Below are 23803 nucleotides of genomic sequence, written 5' to 3'. Positions count from 1 at the left end.
TTTTAAAACGGACAATATAACCCTAATTTGTCATTAGCTTGAGCCTCGATTTCTTGCTTAAGATCTTGCCAAGAAACCTCTTCCTCATCCTGACGAGTATGTGCTACCAACAAATCATAAAAATCTTCCCACAACTTACCCCACTGGGCTAAATCAATCAATACCGCCTGCTTTTCTCCTGCTTCATTCACAACAAATTGAATCCCTTTCATAGTTTTGTTCCTTAGTGATTTAACTGTTTATTTTGAAACCTAAGTTTCTCAGAGCCTCTTTTTTACTCAAGGAAAATACCGATAAAATTCCTTACGGTGCAGAACTCGCATAAGTTCTATCCCGTCTTCATTGACCTCAAAACCAATCCGATAATCACCAACTCGGATACGATATCGGTTCGATGTTCCAGCTAAGGCTTTAACATTTGGTAACTCTTGAATAGATGTCGCTTCTGGCAAAGTTGTAAAGACTAATTCATAAATAGACGAATAAATCTCTTGTTTTCTCAGCTTCTTCAAATCCCTCAAAAATAGGGTTCTATACTCAATATTCAATCCTCCGCCTCCGCTAAAAATTCAAGAGCTTGTTCCCGACTGAGCAGAGGAGTTTCTTTCGCCTCATTCATGGCTTTATTAAGGCAATAATCTTCAATACTTTCAGTTATTGTTTCGATGGATTGACTATCTTCCGGTAGAATTTTCCTCCATAAATCAATGGGAATCACTACCGCCGTTTGATTGCCATAAGAATCTGTGATATATCTAACTTCTAAGTCATTCATTATTTTCTTTTTCTCCTTTCCTTTAGGGTAAGAATACCTTAATTATGGCATAAACCCAGTTTCTTAGTTAGTCGCCAGTTTCACCTGCCAACGCCAATATCTCTATACATAATGTTTGTAAGTATAATAGTTTCCATTATAGCAAAGTCCGGTTTATCAGTTAAATACTGCGTTCTAATCGTTTGACTAAAAACAAACTCAAACCGTAGAGAGTTATACTTTCGCCAAACATTTCTAAAAATTCCTCAATGGTGATTTTTAAAGTAGATAAAATCAATGCTAATGAGTTGCCATTTTCTGCCATCTGAGCGAATTTAACTTGCAAAAACAAGTAATAGATAAAATCTAGAAATACTCCGCCAGCAAAAGAAAGGACGACTCCTAATACTGTAATAAATGTTCCTTTTGGATAAGCTTTCCAAAGTGCTATTATGTCCCGATAACCAAGCAAGATGATGATAGTTCCTGCGGGTACATAGACAAATATCCAAGCACCACCTCCACCGGGAAATCGAGGCATCCAATCTAAAGAATTGAGGAATTTTGGTAATTCCGAAGAGTGGAATTTAAACAGTTTTTCGATGAATAAATCGAGAAATCCTACACCTACCGCTAAGAGGAACCAACGGGAAGGAAGCGGTGCAGAACGCTTTTTTCGGAAAGCCGCAATTACTAAGCAAATTCCAATTGCCAGAAGTTGAATTGCAGAATATACTACAGGGATTGACCATTGGCGATCGAAATCAAAAACCCCTAAAGGTTTGCCTGTAGTTACAGCACTTATCAAATAGATTAGCGCGAAGATGGTGTCGATCGCAATTAAGCTAAACAAGCCTAATTTACTGTAGCGCTTAATAATAGCTGGATGGGATAAAATCATTTGCGGTAAATCCTTTAAGTAAATTACAGTAATAATTGATACGTTTATCTACTTTAATTAATTTTATTTCCTGACAAAGGTCAACAAATTGTAAAGTTCTATTGCAAATATTTAAAAAAATCTTGAAAAATCAACCAAACCCTAATTCAAACTTTAACGTAGAAATTTATAGCAATATTACGAGGATCGCATCATGGCTAATGAGATACAAAAGTATCGGATGGTCTGCACTCTTACCTTTGGCGATATCTACGGTCAAATAGTAGTTTGGTTAATTGTAATTTTCCTCTCTTTAGCTTCTGCTTTGGCATTATGGAGTACTAGTCGGCAAATTTACGCCTTAGCTGCTGTGGGATTAATTGTAGTTCTTTCCCTGCCTTTCTTACTTTTTGCCTTCGTCACCACTTTATTAAACCACATTGAATTCAAACCCATTGATGCCAAGGAAACTACTCGCACTAGTCCGGTGAATGTACCTAAACCGAAAACTGCTGAAGCTACTTGAGAAGAGGCAGAGGGGCAGAGGGGCAGAGGGGCAGGGGAGAAATATAACCTTTATCCTTTCTTTCCTTCTGCCTTCTGCCTTTCATATAAAGAATTTCCCTGCTTTTTGCGGGGAATTTTTTTGTGAGTAACCATAGATAAAGAGGAAATCTGGATTTAAAACTGAGAATGTTAGAACACGATGTCATCATTATTGGTGGGGGATTAGCTGGGTGTCGCGCCGCTGTGGAAATCGCCCGGACCGATCCAAAATTAAATGTAGCTGTAATCGCCAAAACTCACCCAATTCGTTCTCACTCCGTCGCCGCCCAAGGGGGTATCGCCGCGACTCTCAACAATGTAGACTTAGAAGATACTTGGAAAGCTCATGCTTTTGATACCGTCAAAGGTTCCGATTATTTAGCAGACCAAGATGCGGTAGAACTTCTCACCCGTGAAGCGCCAGATGTTTTGATTGATTTGGAACACATGGGCGTTTTATTCTCGCGTTTGCCTGATGGTCGCATCGCCCAACGTGCTTTCGGCGGACATTCCCATCGTCGCACCTGTTACGCTGCTGATAAAACAGGTCATGCAATTTTACATGAATTAGTTAATAACCTCCGTCGCTACGGCGTTCACATCTATGACGAATGGTATGTGATGCGGTTGATTTTGGAGGAAGGACAAGCGAAGGGTATTGTCATGTACCGCATTCGCGATGGGGAAATGCAAGTTGTCCGCGCTAAAGCTATTATGTTTGCTACTGGTGGTTATGGTCGGGCTTTTAATACTACTTCTAATGACTATGCCTCGACGGGTGATGGTTTGGCAATGTCTGCTTTGGCGGGTGTTCCTCTGGAAGATATGGAGTTTGTGCAGTTTCACCCGACTGGTTTGTATCCGGTAGGTGTGTTAATCTCGGAAGCAGTGCGAGGCGAGGGTGCTTATCTCATTAATTGTAATGGCGATCGCTTCATGGCAACCTACGCCCCTAGCCGAATGGAACTCGCTCCTCGTGATATTACCTCAAGAGCGATCGCTTTGGAAATCCGCGCTCTTAGAGGTGCCCATCCTGATGGTAGCTGCGGCGGGCCTTTTGTTTACCTAGATTTGCGGCACATGGGAAGGGAAAAAATCATGAGTCGCATTCCCTTCGCTTGGGAAGAAGCACATCGATTATTAGGAATTGATGCGGTAGAAAAACCCATGCCTGTGCGTCCAACTGTACACTATTCAATGGGCGGAATTCCAGTTAACACCGATGGTCAAGTTCGCAGTAGTGCTGATAGTTTAATTGAAGGTTTCTTTGCTGCGGGTGAAGCTGCTTGTGTTTCCGTTCATGGTGCAAATCGTTTAGGAAGTAACTCGTTATTAGAATGTGTCGTTTATGGCAGAAGAACTGGTGCTGCGATCGCACAATACGTTCAAAATCGAAAACTTCCCGAAATTGATGAAACGCTATATTTAGCCCAAGCACAAACCCAAATTCAATCACTTTTTGAGCAAAAGGGAGAAATCAGAATTGGCAAATTACGTCAAACTTTCCAAGATTGCATGACTCAATATTGTGGAGTATTTCGCACTGCGGAATTAATGCAAGAAGGATTAAACCAATTGCAACAGTTAAAAGCACAATACGACAATATTTATCTAGACGACAAAGGGACAGTTTGGAATACGGAGATTATGGAAGCGATCGAACTTCGTAGTTTGATGATTGTGGGAGAATTAATCTTATCATCTGCCTTAAACCGTCAAGAAAGTCGCGGTGCCCATTGTCGGGAAGATTTCCCCAACAGAGATGATAGTAACTTCCTCAAACATACCCTAGCTTACTATTCTCTCGCAGGTGTTGAGATTCAGTATAAACCTGTAAGTATCACCATGTTTGAACCACAAGAAAGGAAGTATTAACTTTCTAAGTACGTTGTTGCGCTTCAGCGCCGCTAGTGCTAAAGCACAACAACGTACCTTTTTCAAAGGAACAAGAGAAAAATCAAAACCCACCCTCCCAATATCGAATTTGAAAATAACTATTATTGAGACAAAAACACAGACGTTGCTGAGGCTGTAAACCGAGATGAGTTGACAGGTATTGAACATTTAATTAAATATGGCATAGATGAGGGACGCACATCTTCATTAGGTTTTGATGTCCGCTATTATCTAGAACATAACGCTGATTTAAAAGCAGCAGGCTTGAATTATCAACAAGCCTTCCAACATTTTATTATGTACGGTTTACAAGAGGGAAGGGTGAGAGTGCGTTCGTGTGTGGTGATCGATGTGGGTGCGATCGGACTTGTTCAAATGGAGAGTGCGTTCGTGTGTGGTGATCGATGTGGGTGCGATCGGACTTGTTCAAATGGAGCGTGCTTCGTTACCCTCAACCAATGGCAAAAACCAGGGTTATCATATCAATTAGAAACCCAGATCCTTCAAGCTACAAATCCTCCCTACAACGTTAAAATTCCTAGAGAACAATAATGCAGACCCTCAAGATCGAACATTTGCCACCAGAAGCTATTCATTCGCTAATGCCATATTTGCCTGACTACGTAAAAGTCGCCCTACTTGAAAAAGCAAATCAGCTAGAATGTTCCCTGGAAGCTACGATTGAAATGGCAATTGCCAGTTTTCTAGACTCTGAAGCTTTCAGCTTTGAAGATTGCCTATTATCGCAACGTCTCAAGGAATCAGAATCAAGGAATTCTCCTTAAAAAGCCTAATCATCCAAGCTATTAACCCACCCTATAACGTGAAAATTCCAGCGAGGGACTAACTCTATGCAAACCCAACCTGCTATCAATGAACATCTCTCTCCTGAATTAGCACAAATCTTTCTGGAAGGACTACCTGAAAAGATTCGTAACGGACTGGAAATGCGAGCTAAAACAATGAATTATCCGGTTTGGGCAGTAATTGAAATGGCTATAGCAGGTTATCTTGATGAAGAAGCTTTATCTTTTACTGATTGTAAGCCTAAGCTCGATTAGCGATCGCATTTGGGAATCGATGTAGATGCGATCGTTTAAATAAACCGCATTTCAAATCAATATTAAAACCTGGAAAATATTTAAAGCACTATCCTAGCCAACTCAACGAAAAAATGAAACAACAATGAGAAGAAAACTACTTGTTTACTTCAGAAGATAGATGTACAATTACATCTGTAAGCGAAGGGGAGTAGCTGCTAGCGAATCTGAGCAATAGCGAATAAAGATTTGCCTAGCCCATCTGAATCAACATACTGGCGATGAGCCTGGTTCGGGTGACAAGTTTTTCAAGCTCAAGTAAATTTTGAGCCTATTAATCTTGCAAGCGAGACCTTCACTAAGTTCACAACTGATGTGAGCTTGGTGAAGTCTATTTGCACTCATCAAGCTCACTCAGGGAAAGCAAAAACAAGAGGAGAGTTTGAGAGAATGCTGACAGCTTTTACTGCTGGATTATTGTTAATTACAGTCTCAGAATTAGGCGACAAAACATTTTTTATTGCGGCAATTTTAGCCATGCGTCATTCGCGGAAGCTGATATTTATTGGTGTTACCGCAGCCTTAGCCGCCATGACAATATTATCGGTTTTAATGGGACAAGTGGTATCACTTTTACCGAAATTATATGTTTATTATGCAGAAATTGTGTTGTTCGTTGCCTTTGGGCTAAAGTTACTTTATGAAGCCAGTACAATGCCAGCTAAACCTTGCTGTGATGAAGCAGAAGAAGCTTTAGAAGTGGTGAACAAAGCCGAAGCAAAAATTCGGCGTAAGGAGAGTAAATTAGCAGTGGTGATTAAAGCATTTGTGATGACATTTGTGGCAGAGTGGGGCGATCGCACGCAGTTTGCCACAATTAGTTTAGCAGCAGGATACAATGCTTTTGGAGTTACCACTGGAGCCATTTTAGGGCATGGAATTTGTGCGGCGATCGCAGTTACCTGCGGTAGACTAATTGCCAAACGAATTTCCGAACGCAGATTAACAGCTATGGGAGGATTATTGTTTCTCCTATTTGCCTTAGTATCTTATTTAGAAGGTGTTTAAAAAGTTAATTGGTAACTGGTTATTGTGCAAGGCTCGTTAATTAAATAAGCGGCACAGACCTGAATTTAAGGATATTGCAATGCCCAATTACCAATTACCAATTAATTCTTACTTTCCGGTTGTTCCTGAGTGGTAGGTGCAGTTGGTGCAGGAGAAGCAGCAGCGGGAGATGACGATGCTAATTTAACAATTTGGTCTTTATATTGAGCCGGAGCCAAATTAGCTGCGGAATTGAAAAGAGATTTAGCATCCTCATTTTTGCCTTGTTTTTGTAACACCAAAGCCTTAGCTAAAACCGGACGAAAATCTTCCTTATTAGCTTTAATCGCATTATCGTAAACATTGATGGCATCAGCATAGCGTTCCTGTTCAGCGTAGACCTGTCCCAACATCAGTTGCACAGAAATTACATTGACAGTGTTAGGCTTAATTTGGTTCAGGTTGGGAGCGCTTTCCAAAGTATCTTGCAGTAAACCAATAGCAGCTTCGGGACGACCTTCAGCCAATAGCAAACTGACTAAACCTTGTAAAGCCTTGACATCCCCTGGCTGAGATTCCAGAATTGAGCGATAGGCTTTAGCGGCTCCTTCGCGATCGCCAGTTTGTTGCCGAGCCTGAGCCAGTAAAACCGAGTATTCCGTATTTTCCGGCTTTAGTTTCGCCAACTTTTCCAAGGGTTCGATCGTGGTTTTCACATCTGCGGCTCCCTGACGGACTAACTCTAGCTGAGTAAACAGCAATCCCTTGAGAGCCGTTTCATTATCAGGCTCTCGTTGTAGGACTAACTGATAACCCCTCGCCTGAGCAAGTAATTCCTCTTGCTTCCCTGCTGGCGTTTGAATAGATGCAGGTGTTCGAGCCGAAGAGGATTCTTGATTGGGCGAACCACCCAAAAAAGGCATAATAGTGGGAATCACGAAAGAGATAGTCCCCAAGAGCAGAAACCCAAAAATTAACCAGCGGCGGAGCTTTTCAGACACAAAACTTTTTTGAACTCTGATTAATATTATCAACTATGGGTCGCTGATGTAACCAAAACCAAACAGGCAGACAAGCAGCCCAATGCCCACAATTAAGACGATCGTTAACTATGCAAATAATTACTGAAACTTTACGGATGAAACAAGATATATATTGCATTGAGTAAAATAGACAGGCTAAAAAACTTGTCGCTCGCAATCAACTGCTTTAGTAGAGTGGATTGTGAGCATCCTGTGAATTACGAAATGTTCAGCAAAAGAATAGAGTAGTAAATACAGGTTTTGGCTGTTGACTGGTACAGGGGGATCAACTAATCCTCCTGAATCAAAACCAGACCTTTTCCATCCCAAGCCAGAAAAAAGTGTGTCTCCGCTCCAAGGAGTTTTTATGAGTCCCTCTCCCAATCCTAATCAGTTTCCTCAGTCCTCTAGTAATCCCGAACCTGCTCAAGCAACTGAGCCGCCAGTGGCGCGTCGGCCCAACCCGCCTAAAAGCGCTCCGACAGCCAAAAGCGAACCAACAGCAACAAGTGAGTCTAAAACCACTCGTGAAGCTATCCCGCCCAAAAGTCCCTCAACTCTCAAGAGCGAACCTAAAGCAACAGGTGCGCCTAAAACTACTGCTGAACCTATCCCGCCCAGAAGTCCCTTCGACTCCTAAGAGCGAAGCTGCTCCTAAAATTGTTGCAGTTCACAAAAGTGAACCTAAAAAAGGTGAACAAACTGCAACTGTAGATCCTGCTCCTGCTACGCCAACAGCCAACTCAGACACAAATTCCGATCAAGCCAATACTACAACTGAGCAAGATAATCTATCACGGCTACAACCAATTCCACCTCCGAGCGAACCCTTGCAATATCGAGCTATTGGTTTAGTACGGGGAAAATATGTTGCCAGTGAAGAACAATTTACTCGTGGTAACGTTATTACCGCAGATGGGAAACAGATTGATGCTGTTTTGCTAGGTCGGGTAATGAGTTTAGTCAAAAATCACTTAGATTTGGCAAACGAACACCTGTGGGTAGTTTATCCCAGAACCAGACAAGAACAAGGCGACCTTCATGTGCAAATTGTTGGCGTTTGGGAACCAGAAAAATTAGATAAAGAGCGTCTAGCTGCTGAGTCAGAAGCAGAAGCACCAGCAGAAGCACCAGCAGCGCCATCTTCGGCTCAACCAGCCGAAGATGGTTATTTTTCCATTCGTGGTGAAGTTGTTTTCCAATCTCTTGACCAACAAAAAATCATCGTCAAGATTAAGCAAGCACCCAAGAAGGAAAGTGATAAACCCAAATTCTTCAAATTGACCCTCAATGGTCTTTTGGAAAAGAAAGCTGTAGGTTACTTCTGGGACTTTCAGGTGGTCAGAGAGGCTGATTCTCTGGTAATTCGACAAGCACAAGATATTGCCTCTGTACGCCAGAGAAGACCAGGAAAACCGCGCCCCGGAGGAAAACGCATGGGCGCTGGTAGTGGTCCGGGTGGGAAAAAACCTTGGAAGAAAGATCGTCCCCAGCGCCCAGGTGCTCCAGAGGGTGCTTCAGCACCTCCAGGCGGAAGCAACAAACCACTTCCCAAACCTATTCCTCGCCCTAAGCGCCAGCCTAGCAGCGAAGGGAGCAGCTAGTGAGGTAGAAGGGAACTCCTGAACAGGGGGTAGGTGTAGGGAATAGGGTGTAGGAAGTAAGATAAGTTTTCCATCATTTTCTCCCCTGCACCCGGAGCACCCGGAGTACCCCTGCACCCCCCTGTTTCGGCTAGGGAGTCAGGCTAGCCATCTTCAGGCGGTTTGGCGCTTAAAGTTAGTCATGGTAAGTGCTTTAACGATCGTCGTTATCTAAGGATGGGGCTCTCCTAGAGAGCCCACCTTGCTTTTTACTTTATTTACATCTACCTACTTAGTGAGGTGCAAAGCGCGATCGCTTCTTTGGGAACAGGGAACAGGGAACAGAGAACGGGGACTCTTGGGAAGTTAATTAACTCAAAACTCAAAACTCTGTACGGGCAATTCATGAATTGCCCCTACAACTCAAAACTTCCCCTAAGCTAGGTGCATTTTTAAGACTGAGGCAGGTGCTTTGCGGATTCGGCAGAGCACGGTTTCTTTGCCTAGTTTTTGGCAGGCTTCGTAGCGGTGACAGCCGGAGAAGCCATAGTATTTTCCTTCTACTTCCAAGATATCGATCGGTTCAAGTTGACCAATCTCTTGGATTGATTTCATTAAATTTATGACTTTGGTTGGGTCTGTTTGTCTAATCAATGGACGACGAATGTCCTTGAGGGGGATTTCCTGTACTCTTACCATCGGATTGGTTGCTGGTTGTTTTCTCTCTTAATTAAATCATAGTCGTTATGAGTTTGAAATGCAACTGTTTTTTTGACCAAGTATCGGGTAATCTATTCGGAAGTGAGCGATCGCAAAACAGCCATGAAAACTCGCACCTGTAATGTCAAAGAGATGGAGAAGCGCACTAAGCAAAGTGCTTGGGCGTGGTTAATCAATAGTTGCCGTGTCGTAGTTACAGTAACTTGTGTAATGGGGATGGCGGCACCTGGACTAACCCAACAAAGGGGAGTCAATGATGATGTGGAACTGCAAGTGGGGATTGTGCAGCGATTTGGGGAAGATCCCCTGGATCAGATTACCTTGGAGGCGACTGGGGGCGATCGCTTAACCCTGCGCTTCCTGGCGGGAAACATGAGACCCACCACCCTAGCGGTAGAAAAAATCCAACTCCAAATTGCCATGCAGCCTTTACCTGAGCCAATTTTGCAGGAACGGGTTGTCTTAAGCAATCACCCAAACTTTGAAACAGCGGAATACGCAGCGAATACATGGCGCAGTCGAGGCATTTTGGTAGAAATTGCTCAACCGACGAACCGTTGGCAAGTTTGGGCCAGAAGAGATGTTTACAGCACTGCTATAGTGCGGCGGTTGTTGTTGCAAACGATTCAAGCTCAAGGTGTGCGAACGGCTTATATAGATACAAAAGTGGTCGATCGAGTTCCAAAAGTATTTTGGGCGGTAAATGGGTTGGGTTACAATCGCCAAAATGTGGAAATTTCGACGCTAAGGAACTTAATTCGCGTCAATAGAGGTAAAACCGAGCGTACTGCCAGGTTATACTATGGTTCGCTGAAAATGCAGCCTAATTCCTACGGCAATTTCACTATAGTAAATCAGGTTCCTTTAGAAATTTATTTGCGCGGTGTTGTACCTTATGAAATAGGTGCAGGTGCTCAGAATGCAGCAGTGGAAGCACAAGCGATTATTGCCAGAACTTATGCACTGCGGAATTTGCGACGGTTTGCGATCGATGGTTATGAACTTTGTGCGGATGTTCATTGCCAAGTTTATTACGGTTTGCAGGGCGCAATTCCGAATACCGATCGCGCGATCGCTGCCACTAGAGGTTTAGTCCTCACCTACAATAATGAGTTAGTCGATGCCCTTTATTCTTCTACTACTGGCGGCATTACAGCAGGATTTAGTGATGTGTGGAATGGGCCCGATCGACCTTATTTACAATCCGTACTCGATACCACCAAAAATGTTTGGGATTTATCGCGTTACAGTTTAACCAAAGAAGAAAATGTCCGCCGATTTATTAGCCTGCAACAAGGCTTCAACGAAGAACAGGAACCACTATTTCGCTGGCGCTACGAAAGTAAACTACCCGATATTACCGCACAATTGCAAAACTACTTGGAATCGAAAAAACATCCCCTCGCCAACTTGCAAAGCATTCAAAAAATGGAGGTGACAGAACGAGCCCAAAGTGGGCGAATTTTGCAAATGAATATCTACACTGATAAAGGAGTCGTCGAATTACATAAAGAAGAAGTCCGTAGCGCTTTTAAACCTCCGCGCAGCAGCTTTTTCTACTTAGACCCGCTCAAAAATCAAAACCAAGAATTGATCGGTTATGCTTTTGTTGGTGCTGGTTTTGGTCACGGAGTTGGCTTAAGTCAAACTGGTGCTTCTCAGTTGGCTAGACTTGGTTGGTCAAGTCAACAGATTCTCAATTTTTATTATCCGGGTGCCCAAGTGGAACGACTCAATCCTTCAATTATCTTTTGGCAGGAACCTTGAGTCAATTTTAGATTTGGGATTTGGGATTGGCACAGATAATGGGGTGATTGGTGTGATTTACCAATTACCCACTACCTTTGAAATCTGAAATTTAGTAGTAGTTAGTTATCAGCTGGTGATAACTAACTACTCGATTCCTCTAACTTAGTACAGTTCTTCTTCTTGGTGGGTCATGATCGTACAGTCAGATGTGGGATAAGCTACACAGGTGAGAACATAGCCTCCTTGAATCTGATCGTCATCTAAGAAAGACTGGTCGGATTGGTCAACAGAGCCTGCGGTGATTTTGCCAGCACAAGTTGAGCAAGCGCCTGCGCGACAAGAATAGGGTAAGTCAAGTCCAGCTTCTTCCGCTGCATCGAGGATATAAGTGTCATCTTCACAGTCAATGGTTGTATTTAAACCCTCGGCTTCGTTAATTAACGTAACTTTGTAAGTTGCCATGTATCAATCCTCTCACGTATTCCAGACAGCTGTATAAGTTTTCCTTAAGCAGTCCTAGCGAGGTAAATTTGCTAGGTTCTGCGATCGGATTTCTTTCACCTTCTTGATACTACGTGAAAAGTCAAAGAATTTGATAGCGAATTAGCACTTTGAATGAATGGGATTCGTAATTAAATCTGCTAATAATATCCTGATTACTTATACTTATTGCAGAAAGTGGCAACTTCGGTTTTAGAGAATCGTTTTTCGTTATCTGTTTTTGGCGGAATTTCGCTGTATGCTAGACCGGACTGCTATGCTGCAATAATTACTAATTTCCTATCTCTTAAGTCCCAAGTTTTTCAAGATGAGTGCTTCTGCCCGCTTTTCTGTTACAGTGCCTCTGAAGGTTGGTTTGATCGGTACGGGTTATGCGGCTAAACTGAGAGCCGAAACTCTGCAATCCGATCCTCGCACCCAGTTGGTGGCGGTGGCTGGTAATACGCCGGAAAGAACTGAGTCGTTTGCTCAAACTTACCAAGCGACGGCAGTATTAGGTTGGCAACAGCTGGTACAGCGTGCTGATGTGGATTTAGTGATAGTTTGTACTATTAATAGTGAGCATGGTGCGATCGCTCATGCCGCCCTTTCCTCTGGTAAGCACGTAGTCGTAGAATACCCCCTCTCTCTCCATCCTTGGCAAGCTGAAGAACTAATCTCTTTAGCCGCTAATGTCAACAAACTTTTGCACGTTGAACATATCGAACTACTCGGAGGACTGCACCAAGCACTAAGGCAAAATATCGCCGCAATTGGTACGCCATTCTACGCCCGTTATAGTACTATTAATCCGCAAAAACCTGCTCCACGTAAGTGGACTTATCACTATACTCAATTTGGTTTTCCTTTCGTTGGCGCATTGTCACGACTGCACAGATTAATCGATTTATTCGGTAAAGTAGCAACTGTCAGTTGTGAAAGTCGCTTTTGGGAAAGTGATTCAGAATACTACACCGCCTGTCTTTGCACAGCTAAATTACGCTTTACCAGTGGATTAATTGCGGAAGCAACTTATGGTAAAGGCGAAGTTTTTTCCCAAGCTGCTCGTCCTTTTGAAGTTTACGGCGAAAACGGTTGTTTAATGTTTAATGGTGACGAAGGTTATCTAATTCAAGGAGAAGAAAAAACTGCGATCAATGTAGGTAGTCGTCGTGGCTTATTTGCCAAAGAAACCAAAATGGTTTTAGATCACTTAACTGAAGGTACACCTTTATATGTGACACCTGATGTTAGTTTGTACACTTTAAAAGTAGCTGATGGGGTGCGTCGAGCGTCAGAAACCGGAAAAATAATCGAAATCTTATGAAATTGACTAAACAAAATTCTCAGTTGTCTTGGGCTTGGTTTAGTTTCGGAATGTTAGCAATAATGGCTTTGTCTTTTGCCCTACATTTTTGGGGACTAGACAGATTCAATATGCTAGTATTTGATGAAATTTATTATGTCAAATATGGCAAAGATTATTTAACTAATCAGCCCCATTTTGATGCTCATCCTCCTTTAGGGAAATATATGATTGCCCTGGGAATGTGGCTAGGTAGTCACTTTTTAGGCAAAGATTTAAATAGTTTATCAGGTACAGCAATTTATCCTTGGGTTTATCGTTGGATGAATGCTTTTACTGGGTCTTTCTTTCCCTTGGTTGTCGGGGGAATAGCTTATCTATTAAGTAAACGGCGCAGCTATACTTTAATTGCTAGTTTGTTTATGGCTGTGGATGGTTTATTTTTAGTAGAATCTCGCTATGCACTGATTAATATTTATTTGGTAATGTTTGGCCTTTTAGGTCAGTTATTCTTGTTGATAGCTTTAGCGAATCAAGGTAAAAATCGGCAAATTTGGTTGTTTTTTAGCGGCATTTCTTTAGGTGCATCGGTGGCGGTGAAGTGGAATGGATTAGGCTTTTTATTAGGCATTTATATTTTATGGGTTTTGGCTCATTTTGTGCAGATTTTTGGCAAAAATCGCCCAGTTACTTCGCCGGGGATTCCCAGTCAGCGCTCGCAGGTAAAGCCAGTTAAAGAAAGTATTTTACAAAATCTTTCCGAGATTAATTTGTTCCAAGTCGTAATTTTTTTAGCTGTGATTCCAGCGATAATTTACGCTTTGCTATGGATGCCTCATTTAGAGATTAATAAAGATACTAATTTTGGGAAAGTGCATCAACAAATGTTGGGGTTTCACCAAAATATGAAAAGTGGGCCAAAGGTGCATCCTTATTGCTCTAGTTGGTATACTTGGCCTTTAGTAATTCGTCCGGTAGTTTATCTTTTTGAAAAGTCAGCGACTAGTTCTAAAGCTGCTGCTTTACCGCCTTTACCTCCGGGAATTAAACAGGCAGCTTACACTGTTTATGGGATGGGAAATCCGGTTTTATGGTGGTTTTCCAGTTTGGCTATTTTGCTGTTAATTTGGTTATTATTGAAACGAGTTTGGCTTTGGCTAAAAACTGTTATTAATCAGAGAAATCCGCCAATTAATTATTCTGATTACTTCCCTCAAAGTAAGGAATTGTGGTTGGTTGCTTTTGTGGTAATTAATTGGTCGGCGCATTTTTTACCTTGGATAAAGGTGACACGCTGTACTTTTATTTATCTTTATATGAGTGCGGCAGTTTTTGCTTTTATGGGGTTGGCGTGGTTGGTCGATCGCTGGTTGCATTACCAAACTCGCCTGAAAATTATGGGTGTGACGGTGATTTTTCTAGTATTGGCAGCTTTTGTATTTTGCCTACCGATATTTCTAGGATTACCTTTGTCTTTACCGCAATATCAACTGCGGATTTGGTTAAATAGTTGGATATAATTTAAAATTGGATAGCTGTTGACTTAATTAAGGGTGTCCCAATGTCAGAACAATTTTCAAATCAGTCTCTTGGACAAATTAGTGTAAAAGAATTAGCTAATTATTTGGCAAATTCTCCAGAGGGATTACAACTGGTGGATGTGCGAGAACCACAGGAAGTAGCGATCGCCAATTTAGCAGGTTTTCAAAACTTCCCCTTAAGCGAATTTAACACCTGGTCAGAAGATATTAAAAACCACCTAAATCCTGATGCAGAAACTCTGGTTCTTTGTCATCATGGAGTGCGATCGGCTCAAATGTGCCAATGGTTAATTAGTCAAGGTTTTACTAATGTCAAAAATATTGTGGGTGGGATTGATGCTTATTCCATAGCGGTCGATCGCAATGTACCTCGATATTAAAAACCTCTAAGAAGGCAGAAGACTGCAAGGAAAGAAGCTTTACACAAAACTTTTTTCCTGGTTTTTAATTGTATAGTTATTCCGATCGCGCTGCACTACCTGAGAAATATTAGCAGCTAAAAAACTGCACTTAACCTAAATCCGAGTTATATTAAATACAATTACTTTAAACAGCATCTGCCAAAATAAAAAAAACTGCCATTACAGCTTGACCGAACCTCACGAGGAATATCAGCCCCTACTTCAGGCGCGGCAAGCAAAAATCCCTGTCCTTAGTTTAAGCCTCCCAATATACCTGCGGAGTCAAACTAAAATCTAAAATCTAAAATCCCAAATCCCAAATCGAATAACTCTGTACTAAAGTAGAAGCGATTTGATATCATCTTTTACTAAATAACGCAAGTTGCTAGTTATTTACATAAAGGTACGTTGTTGGGCTTTAGCCCTATAATGCCACGTTTCCTAAGAGGGCTAAAGCCCAACAACGTACAAAGAATCAGACTAATCTTATAACTAGCAACTTACGTTAAATAAAAAGTACAATATGGCTGAAATCACGACTTTCTTTTGTAAATCAATTTAAATTGCTCTTTTGCTCAAATAAACTATGCAAATCCATTTAACTAACCGACAACAGCATATCCTTTGGGCAACAGTTCGTCATTATATAGCAACGGCGGAGCCAGTAGGATCGAAAGCTTTAGTAGAAGAGTATAATCTTAGCGTTAGCCCAGCCACAATCCGTAATGCGATGGGTGTTTTAGAAAAAGTGGGATTACTCTATCAACCTCATACTTCTGCCGGAAGAGTTCCTTCTGATTCTGGTTATAGAATTTATGTGGATCAACTGATTACGCCGGATGAAGCTGTGGCGCGTCAGGTAGAACAAGTACTGCAAGATAAATTGAATCGCGATGATTGGAGTTTTGAAGCCCTGTTACAAGGTGCAGCGCAAATTCTGGCGACTCTCAGTGGTTATATTACACTGATTACTTTACCCCAATCCCGCACAAATCAAGTAAGACATTTGCAATTAGTCCAGGTAGAGCCCGGAAAAGTAATGTTAATTGTGGTGACGGATAGTTATGAAACTCAGTCAGTGTTAATGGAGTTACCACAAACGGAAAATTATCCAACAGATGCAGAAGCGATCGATCGCGAATTGCAAATCCTATCTAACTTTTTGAATTCGCAAATTAGAGGGCGATCGCTTTCCGAATTAGCAACATTAGACTGGATGCAATTAGATCGGCAATTTCAACAATATGCTGACTTTTTGCGCGATTTATTCATCGAAGTAAAACGACGCACCAAACCACCAGCTGTTACCCAAATTTTAATTCGTGGCGTATCCGAAGTATTGCGTCAACCAGAATTTTCGGAATTACAGCAAGTAAAAATGTTAATGCACTTGTTGGAAGAAGAACAAGACCAACTTTGGCCGTTAATTTTTGCCACCAAGGAATCAGAAAATACAGGAAAGCGCGTTACAGTGAGAATTGGATCGGAAAATCCTTTAGAACCAATTCGTACTTGTACCCTAATTTCTGCTAATTACTGTCATGGTTCTGTTCCGGTGGGAAGTGTGGGTGTTTTAGGGCCAACGAGAATGCTTTATGAAAATGCGATCGCAGTCGTAGAAGCAGCAGCAGATTATTTGTCGGAAGCATTGAGTTAGTATTTTTTTGTACCGCTCTAGGACGCTCCAGAACGCAGACAGAAAAGAAGAGGAATTGTGATTAGAAAAGTTGGTTTTTGGTTACTTTGGTTAGCGGTTGCTGGTTATGCTTTTCTCTTAGCACCACCGCAACAACCAGGCACTTTTGAGTTAATTAAAAATCTTTCCACTGGTCAAATTGCCGGAATTAATCCCTTATGGCAAGGCGAAAAATGAAAAACCCCGCTATTTTTTGGGCAGTTTCCCTCCTGCCGTTATTTGGTCCTCTTGCCTATCTTTGCTTGCGTCCTCCCTTACAAGAAAGTCAAGCAACAGAAGCCAAACAAATTGTGACTAGCAATACACCTTAAAAATTAATATCCTCATCTATATAATTAAGTTCGTTGTAACGACTTTAGTCGTTTCTTTTTGACACTCTCACCGCACTGCGCTACGCTGTGGCGGGAGATTCTTGTTTCATCGAGCGTTGCTTTCTGAACTAGTATTTCTACTTTTACCAGCGAGTCTTACACCCTCTCCACAAGCTTGAAATTCGGTATGTCCTACCGTATTTGTTGACAGTGTTCGCACCCCTTCTTCCCTAATGATTAAAGTCAACGACTCTCTCACGAGAGCCGTTGCTCTCCAAAACCGTACTTGATACTTTCGCATCATACGGCTCCTCAGCGAAATAGTGTTTGTCAAACAAACGTCATTACCAACATATCGTTAACCCATTTAATTTCTGAGTTAACTGGCGGCTTTGGCTTGACACTTTTACAGTCAGATTTATTGCCTGAAATACCATCAAAGATAGTTTTCGTATCATGACAATGCCGATGAAGAAGTTGCCAGTTTTTATATTCATCCTTTCCACCTTTCGATTTGGGGATGATATGGTCTATTTCCATTACATCTTCATCTTTGAAGAACAATCCGCAGTGGGTACACTTCCCTTTTTGTCGCTTCAGTAGGGTTGAGATTCTACTTGGCATTTCAGGGTGTTCTCCCATTCTGGAACTCCAATAAACCAGGTTTCCGTCATAAGGTGACGCTTCGCCTTTGACTTTTACATAGCGTTTAATTGTTGTGGAACTATGTTTTAGTAACCGCAGAGGATTGGTTCCTTCTTGCCTGGTTGCGAATACCCAGTTATCACCGCCAATGGTTTGAAAGTATCGTTGGACATTCCACTTTCTGCCCTTATTTCTATGGCGATGTTTTGCCCATTTAAGTAATTTCCAGATTATCAGGTGGTCGAGTTTTTCAAACACCTTTTGACTAACTACTGTTGAGTAGTAATTGCTCCATCCTCTGATGATTGGGTTTAAGCTTTTTATGAGAGCAGCTTGGTTTACCCCTCTATGTTTGTCAATTACTTCTGCAACCTCTTTGTAGTGTCTTTTCTGGCTTTCCTTACTTGGGGTGATGATTGTTTTAAAGCCTAGTAGTTTCCCTTTGACTCGTCCACTGGTATATTTTCCAGTGGGGTGTTGTCTGATGTTGTACCCTAAAAAGTTAAAACCCGGTTTTTCGGATTCATATTCTTTCAGGGTGTGAGCTAATCGGGTTTTACTTGGCTTTAATTCCAAACCCATGCCTTTTAACCACTCAGAGATTATCTCTTTACATCGTTGGACAATGGTTATGTCTTCGTGGAGGATAACGAAGTCATCGGCATAACGAATCAGGCTAACAGACTTTCTTTTATCCCTCTTGCTTAATTGTGTGCCGTCAGGACGTTTCATATCGAAATTATCTGCCGCTTCCATGATTGCGTTTTCCATCCCGTGAAGGGCGATGTTAGCCAGCAGGGGGGATATAACTCCGCCTTGTGGTGTACCCTCAGATGTTGGGAACAACTGTTTTCCTTCCATCACTCCAGCTTTTAGCCATGCTCGGATTTGTTTCCGTAGGGTTGGGAAGGTATTGGTTTTTCGTAGTAGTTGTTCGTGGTCGATTCTATCGAAACATTTGGCTATATCCGCATCTAGCACGAATTTAGTTTTTTGCTTTATCGCTAGAAATATTGCATCGATAGCATCTTGGCATGAGCGCCCTGGTCGGAACCCGTATGAGTTAGGTTCAAAACGTGCTTCCCATTCTGGTTCTAGTACCATTTTGACAAGCGCCTGCAATGCTCGGTCTTTCATGGTAGGTATTCCCAAAGGTCTTTTTTCCTCCGTTCCCGGTTTTGGTATCCATACTCTCCGAGTTGGTTTGACCTTTGAACCCAGTCTTAATTGTTTTGCCAGTTCAAAACGTTGCTTTGGGGTCAGGCTTTTAATCCCGTCCACTCCCGCCGTTTTCTTTCCCTGGTTATCCTGGGTTACTCTACGCACCGCTAGCAGTTTTGCAGCCTGGGACTTCATCAACAGCTTTTGGAGTCCGCGAGTTGTTCTGACATCACCACGACGAGACGCTTGGTAGATGCGCTTTTGTAACTTAAACACCTGACGTTCTAATTTCTTCCATTGGATATCCCTCCAGGTAACTGTTGGGTTTTCGCAGGCTTGATTAGGTATATCCGATGTCCATACTATCCTCAACCAATCTTTATCTGATTGTCGGGCTTTAGCCTTTTTCATTGCTACTTGTACCCCTACCTTCTATTTCACCGTGAGTCTGTCAGCATATCCCTACTGTTAGATAGGGCATTCGCTTCTGACTCAATCTCTCCCATTTGTTACCTAGTTTCCTAGAGGTTTCGTCTTAGCTGACTACTCATTCAATCGACCTTGGATGAGAGTAATCAAATGGGTTACTTCGTTCCTCATAACCTTTGGTTTGTCCTTTTATGATGATGCTCTCCACCGAGTTTTCGGGTGACACTTAGTAGACCGACAAAAATCCTCCTATTACCCTATTCTTTGCCCTTTTGGGACTCCCAGTGTATCAGCCTGATTTCACTGGTTCGCCGTAACGGTGGTTCTGACACATCTTCACTTTCGTTATCCATAAGGACTTGCTCACGGGGAACTGACTTTTAGGCTGTCAGCACCTTTCCGCTTTCACCCCCGCTTCCAGGATTGATGGCTAGTCGCTACCTGGGGGGACGCGATACAAATATCGCGCTTTGTGTGCTTTCACCGATGTGTCTTCGGGATGAGACTTTGGCTTTCTAGGATACTTGCCTTCACTCACAAGGTTATGAAGTTGTCAGTACCAAGGATTTAAGTGCTTCTCAACCTATTGGTTACTTGATACTGCTAGTCGTCCCCCGATTTCTCGGTTTTGACTAAACGAATCGCACTTTTTCGCTGCGTTTTCATCTCTATCGTGATGAGTTCCACACTTCGGACAAGTCCATTCTCTGTCCTTTAAAGTGAGTGAATCATTCTTATATTTGCAGCAATGACAAAGCTTTGTGCTGGGGAAGAATCTGCCAACTTCTACAAGCTTCCCTCCCTCTCTTTTCAATTTGTAGTCTAGGAAGTTTGCCAACATCCCAAAACCAGCATCTAAGACTGATTTTGCCATCTTGGTACGCGCCATCCCTTTAACACAAAGGTTTTCTACTACAATGACTTGGTTTTCGTCAACTAATTTACGAGAGAGTTTATGAAGGAAATCTTGTCTAGTATTCGCTATCTTCTCATGAACTCTGGCTACCCTTTTAATCTGTTTTCTGCGATTGCTAGAACCTTTCTTTTTGCGAGACAGAGATTGCTGTCTGCGCCTTAGACGTTTAGCGTATTTCTTGGTGGTTTTAACTGGGTCAACCTTATAAGTTGTCTTCCCGTCAAACACCGTCACCAAACTATTTAACCCTAAGTCGATTCCAGATATCTTCCCTTCCTTCTCTTTGGGGTCATCGGCAATCTCAAATAAGATTGATGCGTAATATTTATCCGTGCTTGTCTTACTGATGGTCACAGACTTAATCTTGCCATCAATCTTTCTGGTGATTACCGCTTTAACAACGCCTATTTTAGGAAGTTTGATGCCCTTCTTAAGAATCGAACAACTTTCAGGATATCTCAGGGATTGTTGATCATGCTTACTTTTGAAATTAGGGAATTTCGCCCTTCCCTCAAAGAAGTTGGTAAACGCAGTTCCCAAATCCATCAGCGATTGCTGTAGCGTTGTAGCTGTTGCTTCTTTTAGCCAAGAAAGCTCGGATTGCTTTTTGAGTTGGGTTAAGTCTTTTGCCATATCGCAATAACTCATTCCCTTCCCAGTTTCTTGATATTGAGCATTGGATTTGTTGAGGTAGTAATTACGAACAAAGCGGCAACAACCGAAGTTTTTCACTAAGGCTATTTGCTGTTCTTTGTTCGGATATATTCTTACCTTCAACGCAGTTAGCATTCATTTACCTATGTCTTATTGCTAAGATTTTAATGGTTAACGCTATTGAATGTCAATCATGTATAATCACAAAGAACCTATCGGAAAACTTTACTTAAGACAGACGTAGTTAATTGGTATTGTAAATTAAACTTAACTATCCGACTAATAGTAGAGTTTGTCACCGAAATTATGAATAGAAAAATTGCATTATGGACTTTGTGGGCAGGATTCATATTGTACATCCTTTTATTCGCTCCTCCAGTACAAGCCAGCACACTTACACTACTAAAAAATCTCTTCACTGGACATTGGTTAGAAATTAACCCAATAATCTTTTCCCTATTCTCTTTAGTTGGGATTTGGTTACTAATTTACAGCTGTTTAATGCTAATTGATGGCAGAATGCAAAAAATAGCTGCATGGCCTTTTCTTCTAGCAGGAATAGCCACAGGAGTAATTGGTTTAATACCATATTTAGCACTGCGAGAAGCTAATCAAGAATTTTCCGGTAAAAAAGACATTGTTCTCAAAGTTTTTGACTCTCGCTGGACAGGTTTTATTTTAACTATTAGCACCGTTATCCTGCTGATTTACGGTTTAAAAATGGGAGATTGGCAAGACTTTATTGTTCAGTTTCAAACCAGTCGCTTTGTTAACGGCATGAGTTTAGCATTTTGTTTGTTTTGCCTCTTATTTCCTACACTTTTGGGAGATGATATTGCCAGAAGAGGCGTAAAAAATCAACCGATTTTGCGGTTAGCTTCCCTCACTCCTTTGTTAGGCGCACTTTTCTATTTATGCTGGCGACCTCCACTGTGGGAAAGTATTCCCCAAATCTCCTCCACTGCTATCAATAAAACCTCCGTCACCACTAGCAAAACTTAACTTAGTAGGGTGCGTTAGCGACAGCGTAACTTAACTTAGTAGGGTGCGTTAGCGACAGCGTAACTTAACTTAGTAGGGTGCGTTAGCGACAGCGTAACTTAACTTAGTAGGGTGCGTTAGCGACAGCGTAACGCACCTAATTAGTATCTCGTAGCCACAACATAAAACACCTTACGAAATACTGAGATCTTGCACCAAGGTTAAAAACCGGGTTTCTTGCAAATGGTTAAATTTGAAAGCACTGGTTTTTCGTTCATAACCCCTTGAAGAAACCCGGTTTTTAAATACTTTGACGAAATATAAATAAAATTTAAGCAAGAGCCTAACTTAGAAAAATAAAAAATTATCAGAACCTTTATTTCTCTCAAACTAAAATAGCGTATTTGAAATTTCAGTGAGCAAATTTGTAAAGTTCCATATATTTACTTACGTCAATACCTACTTCATTCTTGAAATGTTAGTTCAGCATTATCCCAACACATTATTGGAATTTACGGGCATGAGTTAAGTGAATCAAATAATGATTAGGCACTAATACGTAACCCAATACTTATTAATCTCAGCTTATTTCCGGCTTTACAACTTCTTAATACCAGACCGAACATTTTCCTTTCTGTATAATAAATTAATAAATTTTACCATATTAGGTATTTTCTCTGAGGTAAAATTTACCGCAGTCACCCCACAATAGTATTTAGTGCATCTCTACATTATTCAGGAACTCTAAGAAGAGATCCGGAAAGATTAAAAACAAAGTCACCTTTTTGACCTGAACACAATAACTACAACATAGCCCTTTGCTTTCCGGGGCTAGCAGGATTTGTGCATCTAAAACTATCTCCAGAAGAATGTTCCGGGGCTAGCAGGATTTGTGCATCTAAAACTATCTCCAGAAGAATGTTCCATTCTCACGAGTGGACTTTATCTCTCAATTGGCAAATTTCCCCATGCAGAAGGTTTTCTCATGATTAATATGATTAATCCCAACCAACCAAAATCTCTAGTTTTCATCGACACTGCTGTTTCCGACTACCAGAGTTTGGTAGCTGGGGTAGATAACGCTTATGAATTAATTGTTCTTGACCCGAAACAAAACGGCATCTATCTAGTGACAGATGTTTTGGCGAGTCGCACTGATATTTCAACAGTACATATTGTTTCTCACGGTTCTCCCGGCTGTTTGTATTTGGGAAATGCCCAACTAAGTTTGGATAGTCTCAAGGGCTATGCTGCTCAATTGCAACAGTGGGATGTTTGCGATCTTGTACTTTACGGCTGTAACGTAGCGGATCAAGTTCAAGGTCGCCAGTTTGTCGATCGGTTGGCACAGTTAACAGGCGCAGAGGTTTACGCATCGAATTCCCTCGTGGGTTCGTCCGAGCGTGGCGGAACTTGGGAGCTTCGCAAAGTAGGAGATGAGGAAGAGCTACATCCTATAGATGTATTTACTCCAGCGACAATTGCTTCTTATGCCGGAGTTTTTGCAACTGCAACCATCAACCCTTCAGGCGGTACTAACAGTACGGACGGTCTAAAGATTGATATATACTCTGATGGAAACTTCTACATTACCGAAAGCAACGTCAAGCAAGTATATAGCGCAGCTAATACCAGGACGGCTCTGGCAATTGGGGGGACAACTTATAGTTCCGCAAATCCACTCTCAACTAATCCCCCAACCGCAACTAATTTCACACCTTGGCTCAGTCAAGGGCAGACTGCTGTTACGGGAACAGGAAATACCTTTGACCCCTATAAAGTCGTTACCAGCCTTGTTGCTGATGTGAATTCCAATGGTACTTATGATCCTACGATAGATTTCAAGTTGGACTGGACTGTTTCCTATGCTGCACCTAATAATTATTACGCTCAGACATTCACGATCTCGGCTCCTGCGGCAAACACTCAAACCGTCAAATTGACACAGGTTTTGACAGCTACCTCACCGGACTAGATCAAGGCCCTGCCTATGGACTGGACGCAAACGGATCGCAAATAAGCGACACTAGTGGCAACCCACAATT

The 23803-nt window shown here is 41.8% G+C and carries 24 protein-coding genes and 2 pseudogenes; 16 read left to right on the top strand and 10 right to left on the bottom strand.

What is annotated here, in order from left to right:
• Positions 1-2 precede the first annotated feature (2 nt).
• The 4 genes from ACE1CI_RS09680 to ACE1CI_RS09665 form a co-directional block, all read right to left on the bottom strand.
• The gene (locus ACE1CI_RS09680; RefSeq protein ID WP_413267519.1) at positions 3-212 is read right to left on the bottom strand and encodes a hypothetical protein; all 210 of its coding nucleotides are present in this window, start codon (positions 210-212) and stop codon (positions 3-5) included.
• Positions 213-278: 66 nt separating this feature from the next.
• Positions 279-548 (bottom strand): type II toxin-antitoxin system RelE family toxin, encoded by a 270-nt coding sequence (locus ACE1CI_RS09675; RefSeq protein WP_413267520.1) that lies wholly within the window; start codon positions 546-548, stop codon positions 279-281.
• Positions 545-775, bottom strand: a complete 231-nt coding sequence (locus ACE1CI_RS09670; protein ID WP_413267521.1) for a RelB antitoxin-like protein — start codon at positions 773-775, stop codon at positions 545-547. The genes ACE1CI_RS09675 and ACE1CI_RS09670 overlap by 4 nt, the downstream gene beginning before the upstream one ends.
• Positions 776-935: 160 nt before the next feature.
• A complete protein-coding gene (locus ACE1CI_RS09665; protein ID WP_413267522.1) occupies positions 936-1655 on the bottom strand; it encodes a DUF8692 domain-containing protein in 720 nt (239 codons plus the stop codon).
• Between the two features lie 193 nt (positions 1656-1848).
• On the opposite strand from ACE1CI_RS09665, the gene ACE1CI_RS09660 reads away from it, so the two are divergent.
• From ACE1CI_RS09660 to ACE1CI_RS09635, 6 genes are all read left to right on the top strand, one after another.
• Complete coding sequence (locus tag ACE1CI_RS09660; RefSeq protein WP_193979772.1) at positions 1849-2160, top strand: hypothetical protein; 312 nt, start codon at positions 1849-1851, stop codon at positions 2158-2160.
• A gap of 167 nt (positions 2161-2327) precedes the next feature.
• Positions 2328-4055, top strand: a complete 1728-nt coding sequence (locus ACE1CI_RS09655) for a succinate dehydrogenase/fumarate reductase flavoprotein subunit (protein WP_413267523.1) — start codon at positions 2328-2330, stop codon at positions 4053-4055.
• A 171-nt stretch (positions 4056-4226) separates the two neighbouring features.
• Positions 4227-4628 carry a hypothetical protein gene (locus ACE1CI_RS09650; protein ID WP_413267524.1) on the top strand — a complete coding sequence of 134 codons (402 nt, stop codon included), beginning with the start codon at positions 4227-4229 and terminating at the stop codon, positions 4626-4628.
• Entirely contained in the window at positions 4628-4861 is a 234-nt protein-coding gene (locus tag ACE1CI_RS09645) for a hypothetical protein (RefSeq protein WP_413267525.1), read from the top strand. Before ACE1CI_RS09650 ends, ACE1CI_RS09645 begins: the two co-directional genes overlap by 1 nt.
• Before the next feature lie 66 nt (positions 4862-4927).
• On the top strand, positions 4928-5137 hold the full coding sequence (locus ACE1CI_RS09640; protein WP_413267526.1) for a hypothetical protein: 210 nt from the start codon (positions 4928-4930) through the stop codon (positions 5135-5137).
• Between the two features lie 429 nt (positions 5138-5566).
• On the top strand, positions 5567-6184 hold the full coding sequence (locus ACE1CI_RS09635) for a TMEM165/GDT1 family protein (protein ID WP_413267527.1): 618 nt from the start codon (positions 5567-5569) through the stop codon (positions 6182-6184).
• A gap of 101 nt (positions 6185-6285) precedes the next feature.
• Here the strand turns inward: ACE1CI_RS09635 and ACE1CI_RS09630 are convergent, their stop codons facing one another.
• Positions 6286-7164 carry a tetratricopeptide repeat protein gene (locus ACE1CI_RS09630; RefSeq protein WP_413267528.1) on the bottom strand — a complete coding sequence of 293 codons (879 nt, stop codon included), beginning with the start codon at positions 7162-7164 and terminating at the stop codon, positions 6286-6288.
• Positions 7165-7552: 388 nt separating this feature from the next.
• Here ACE1CI_RS09630 and ACE1CI_RS09625 point away from each other — a divergent pair, with 388 nt between their 5' ends.
• Both ACE1CI_RS09625 and patR read left to right on the top strand, forming a co-directional pair.
• Positions 7553-7825: a hypothetical protein gene (locus ACE1CI_RS09625; RefSeq protein WP_496615367.1), complete on the top strand. Its 273-nt coding sequence runs from the start codon at positions 7553-7555 to the stop codon at positions 7823-7825.
• Positions 7770-8789, top strand: coding sequence for a heterocyst master regulator PatR (gene patR / locus ACE1CI_RS09620; protein ID WP_496615366.1), 1020 nt, complete (start codon positions 7770-7772; stop codon positions 8787-8789). Before ACE1CI_RS09625 ends, patR begins: the two co-directional genes overlap by 56 nt.
• Before the next feature lie 414 nt (positions 8790-9203).
• Here the strand turns inward: patR and ACE1CI_RS09615 are convergent, their stop codons facing one another.
• Positions 9204-9467, bottom strand: coding sequence for a ParB N-terminal domain-containing protein (locus ACE1CI_RS09615; protein WP_413267530.1), 264 nt, complete (start codon positions 9465-9467; stop codon positions 9204-9206).
• 72 nt (positions 9468-9539) lie between these two features.
• Between ACE1CI_RS09615 and ACE1CI_RS09610 the strand changes: the two genes are divergently transcribed.
• Complete coding sequence (locus tag ACE1CI_RS09610) at positions 9540-11255, top strand: SpoIID/LytB domain-containing protein (RefSeq protein ID WP_413267531.1); 1716 nt, start codon at positions 9540-9542, stop codon at positions 11253-11255.
• Positions 11256-11399: 144 nt separating this feature from the next.
• Here ACE1CI_RS09610 and ACE1CI_RS09605 read toward each other — a convergent pair whose 3' ends face one another.
• A complete protein-coding gene (locus tag ACE1CI_RS09605; protein ID WP_413267532.1) occupies positions 11400-11699 on the bottom strand; it encodes a ferredoxin in 300 nt (99 codons plus the stop codon).
• Between the two features lie 346 nt (positions 11700-12045).
• Here ACE1CI_RS09605 and ACE1CI_RS09600 point away from each other — a divergent pair, with 346 nt between their 5' ends.
• The 5 genes and pseudogenes from ACE1CI_RS09600 to ACE1CI_RS09580 form a co-directional block, all read left to right on the top strand.
• Positions 12046-13044: a Gfo/Idh/MocA family protein gene (locus tag ACE1CI_RS09600; RefSeq protein WP_413267533.1), complete on the top strand. Its 999-nt coding sequence runs from the start codon at positions 12046-12048 to the stop codon at positions 13042-13044.
• Positions 13041-14543, top strand: a complete 1503-nt coding sequence (locus ACE1CI_RS09595) for a dolichyl-phosphate-mannose--protein mannosyltransferase (protein ID WP_413267534.1) — start codon at positions 13041-13043, stop codon at positions 14541-14543. The genes ACE1CI_RS09600 and ACE1CI_RS09595 overlap by 4 nt, the downstream gene beginning before the upstream one ends.
• A 41-nt stretch (positions 14544-14584) precedes the next feature.
• On the top strand, positions 14585-14944 hold the full coding sequence (locus tag ACE1CI_RS09590) for a rhodanese-like domain-containing protein (RefSeq protein ID WP_413267535.1): 360 nt from the start codon (positions 14585-14587) through the stop codon (positions 14942-14944).
• 607 nt (positions 14945-15551) lie between these two features.
• Positions 15552-16622 carry a heat-inducible transcriptional repressor HrcA gene (gene hrcA / locus ACE1CI_RS09585; protein WP_413267536.1) on the top strand — a complete coding sequence of 357 codons (1071 nt, stop codon included), beginning with the start codon at positions 15552-15554 and terminating at the stop codon, positions 16620-16622.
• 57 nt (positions 16623-16679) lie between these two features.
• Positions 16680-16820, top strand: a pseudogene (locus ACE1CI_RS09580) (DUF2834 domain-containing protein); the annotation flags it as partial.
• Positions 16821-17052: 232 nt separating this feature from the next.
• On the opposite strand, the pseudogene ACE1CI_RS09575 reads toward ACE1CI_RS09580, so the two are convergent.
• From ACE1CI_RS09575 to ACE1CI_RS09565, 3 genes and pseudogenes are all read right to left on the bottom strand, one after another.
• Positions 17053-17207 (bottom strand): annotated as a pseudogene (locus ACE1CI_RS09575) (RNA-guided endonuclease TnpB family protein); the annotation flags it as partial.
• Positions 17208-17302: 95 nt separating this feature from the next.
• Positions 17303-19189, bottom strand: coding sequence for a group II intron reverse transcriptase/maturase (gene ltrA, locus ACE1CI_RS09570; RefSeq protein WP_413263864.1), 1887 nt, complete (start codon positions 19187-19189; stop codon positions 17303-17305).
• A 601-nt stretch (positions 19190-19790) separates the two neighbouring features.
• Positions 19791-20912: an RNA-guided endonuclease InsQ/TnpB family protein gene (locus ACE1CI_RS09565; protein ID WP_413261978.1), complete on the bottom strand. Its 1122-nt coding sequence runs from the start codon at positions 20910-20912 to the stop codon at positions 19791-19793.
• A gap of 171 nt (positions 20913-21083) precedes the next feature.
• Here ACE1CI_RS09565 and ACE1CI_RS09560 point away from each other — a divergent pair, with 171 nt between their 5' ends.
• Positions 21084-21779, top strand: coding sequence for a DUF2834 domain-containing protein (locus tag ACE1CI_RS09560; RefSeq protein ID WP_413261977.1), 696 nt, complete (start codon positions 21084-21086; stop codon positions 21777-21779).
• A gap of 871 nt (positions 21780-22650) precedes the next feature.
• Positions 22651-23733, top strand: coding sequence for a DUF4347 domain-containing protein (locus ACE1CI_RS09555; protein ID WP_496615365.1), 1083 nt, complete (start codon positions 22651-22653; stop codon positions 23731-23733).
• Positions 23734-23803 lie beyond the last annotated feature (70 nt).

Source organism: Floridaenema flaviceps BLCC-F50 (genome assembly GCF_041929275.2).
Classification (GTDB): domain Bacteria; phylum Cyanobacteriota; class Cyanobacteriia; order Cyanobacteriales; family Aerosakkonemataceae; genus Floridanema; species Floridanema flaviceps.
This window is presented reverse-complemented; position numbering and strand designations above follow the sequence as displayed.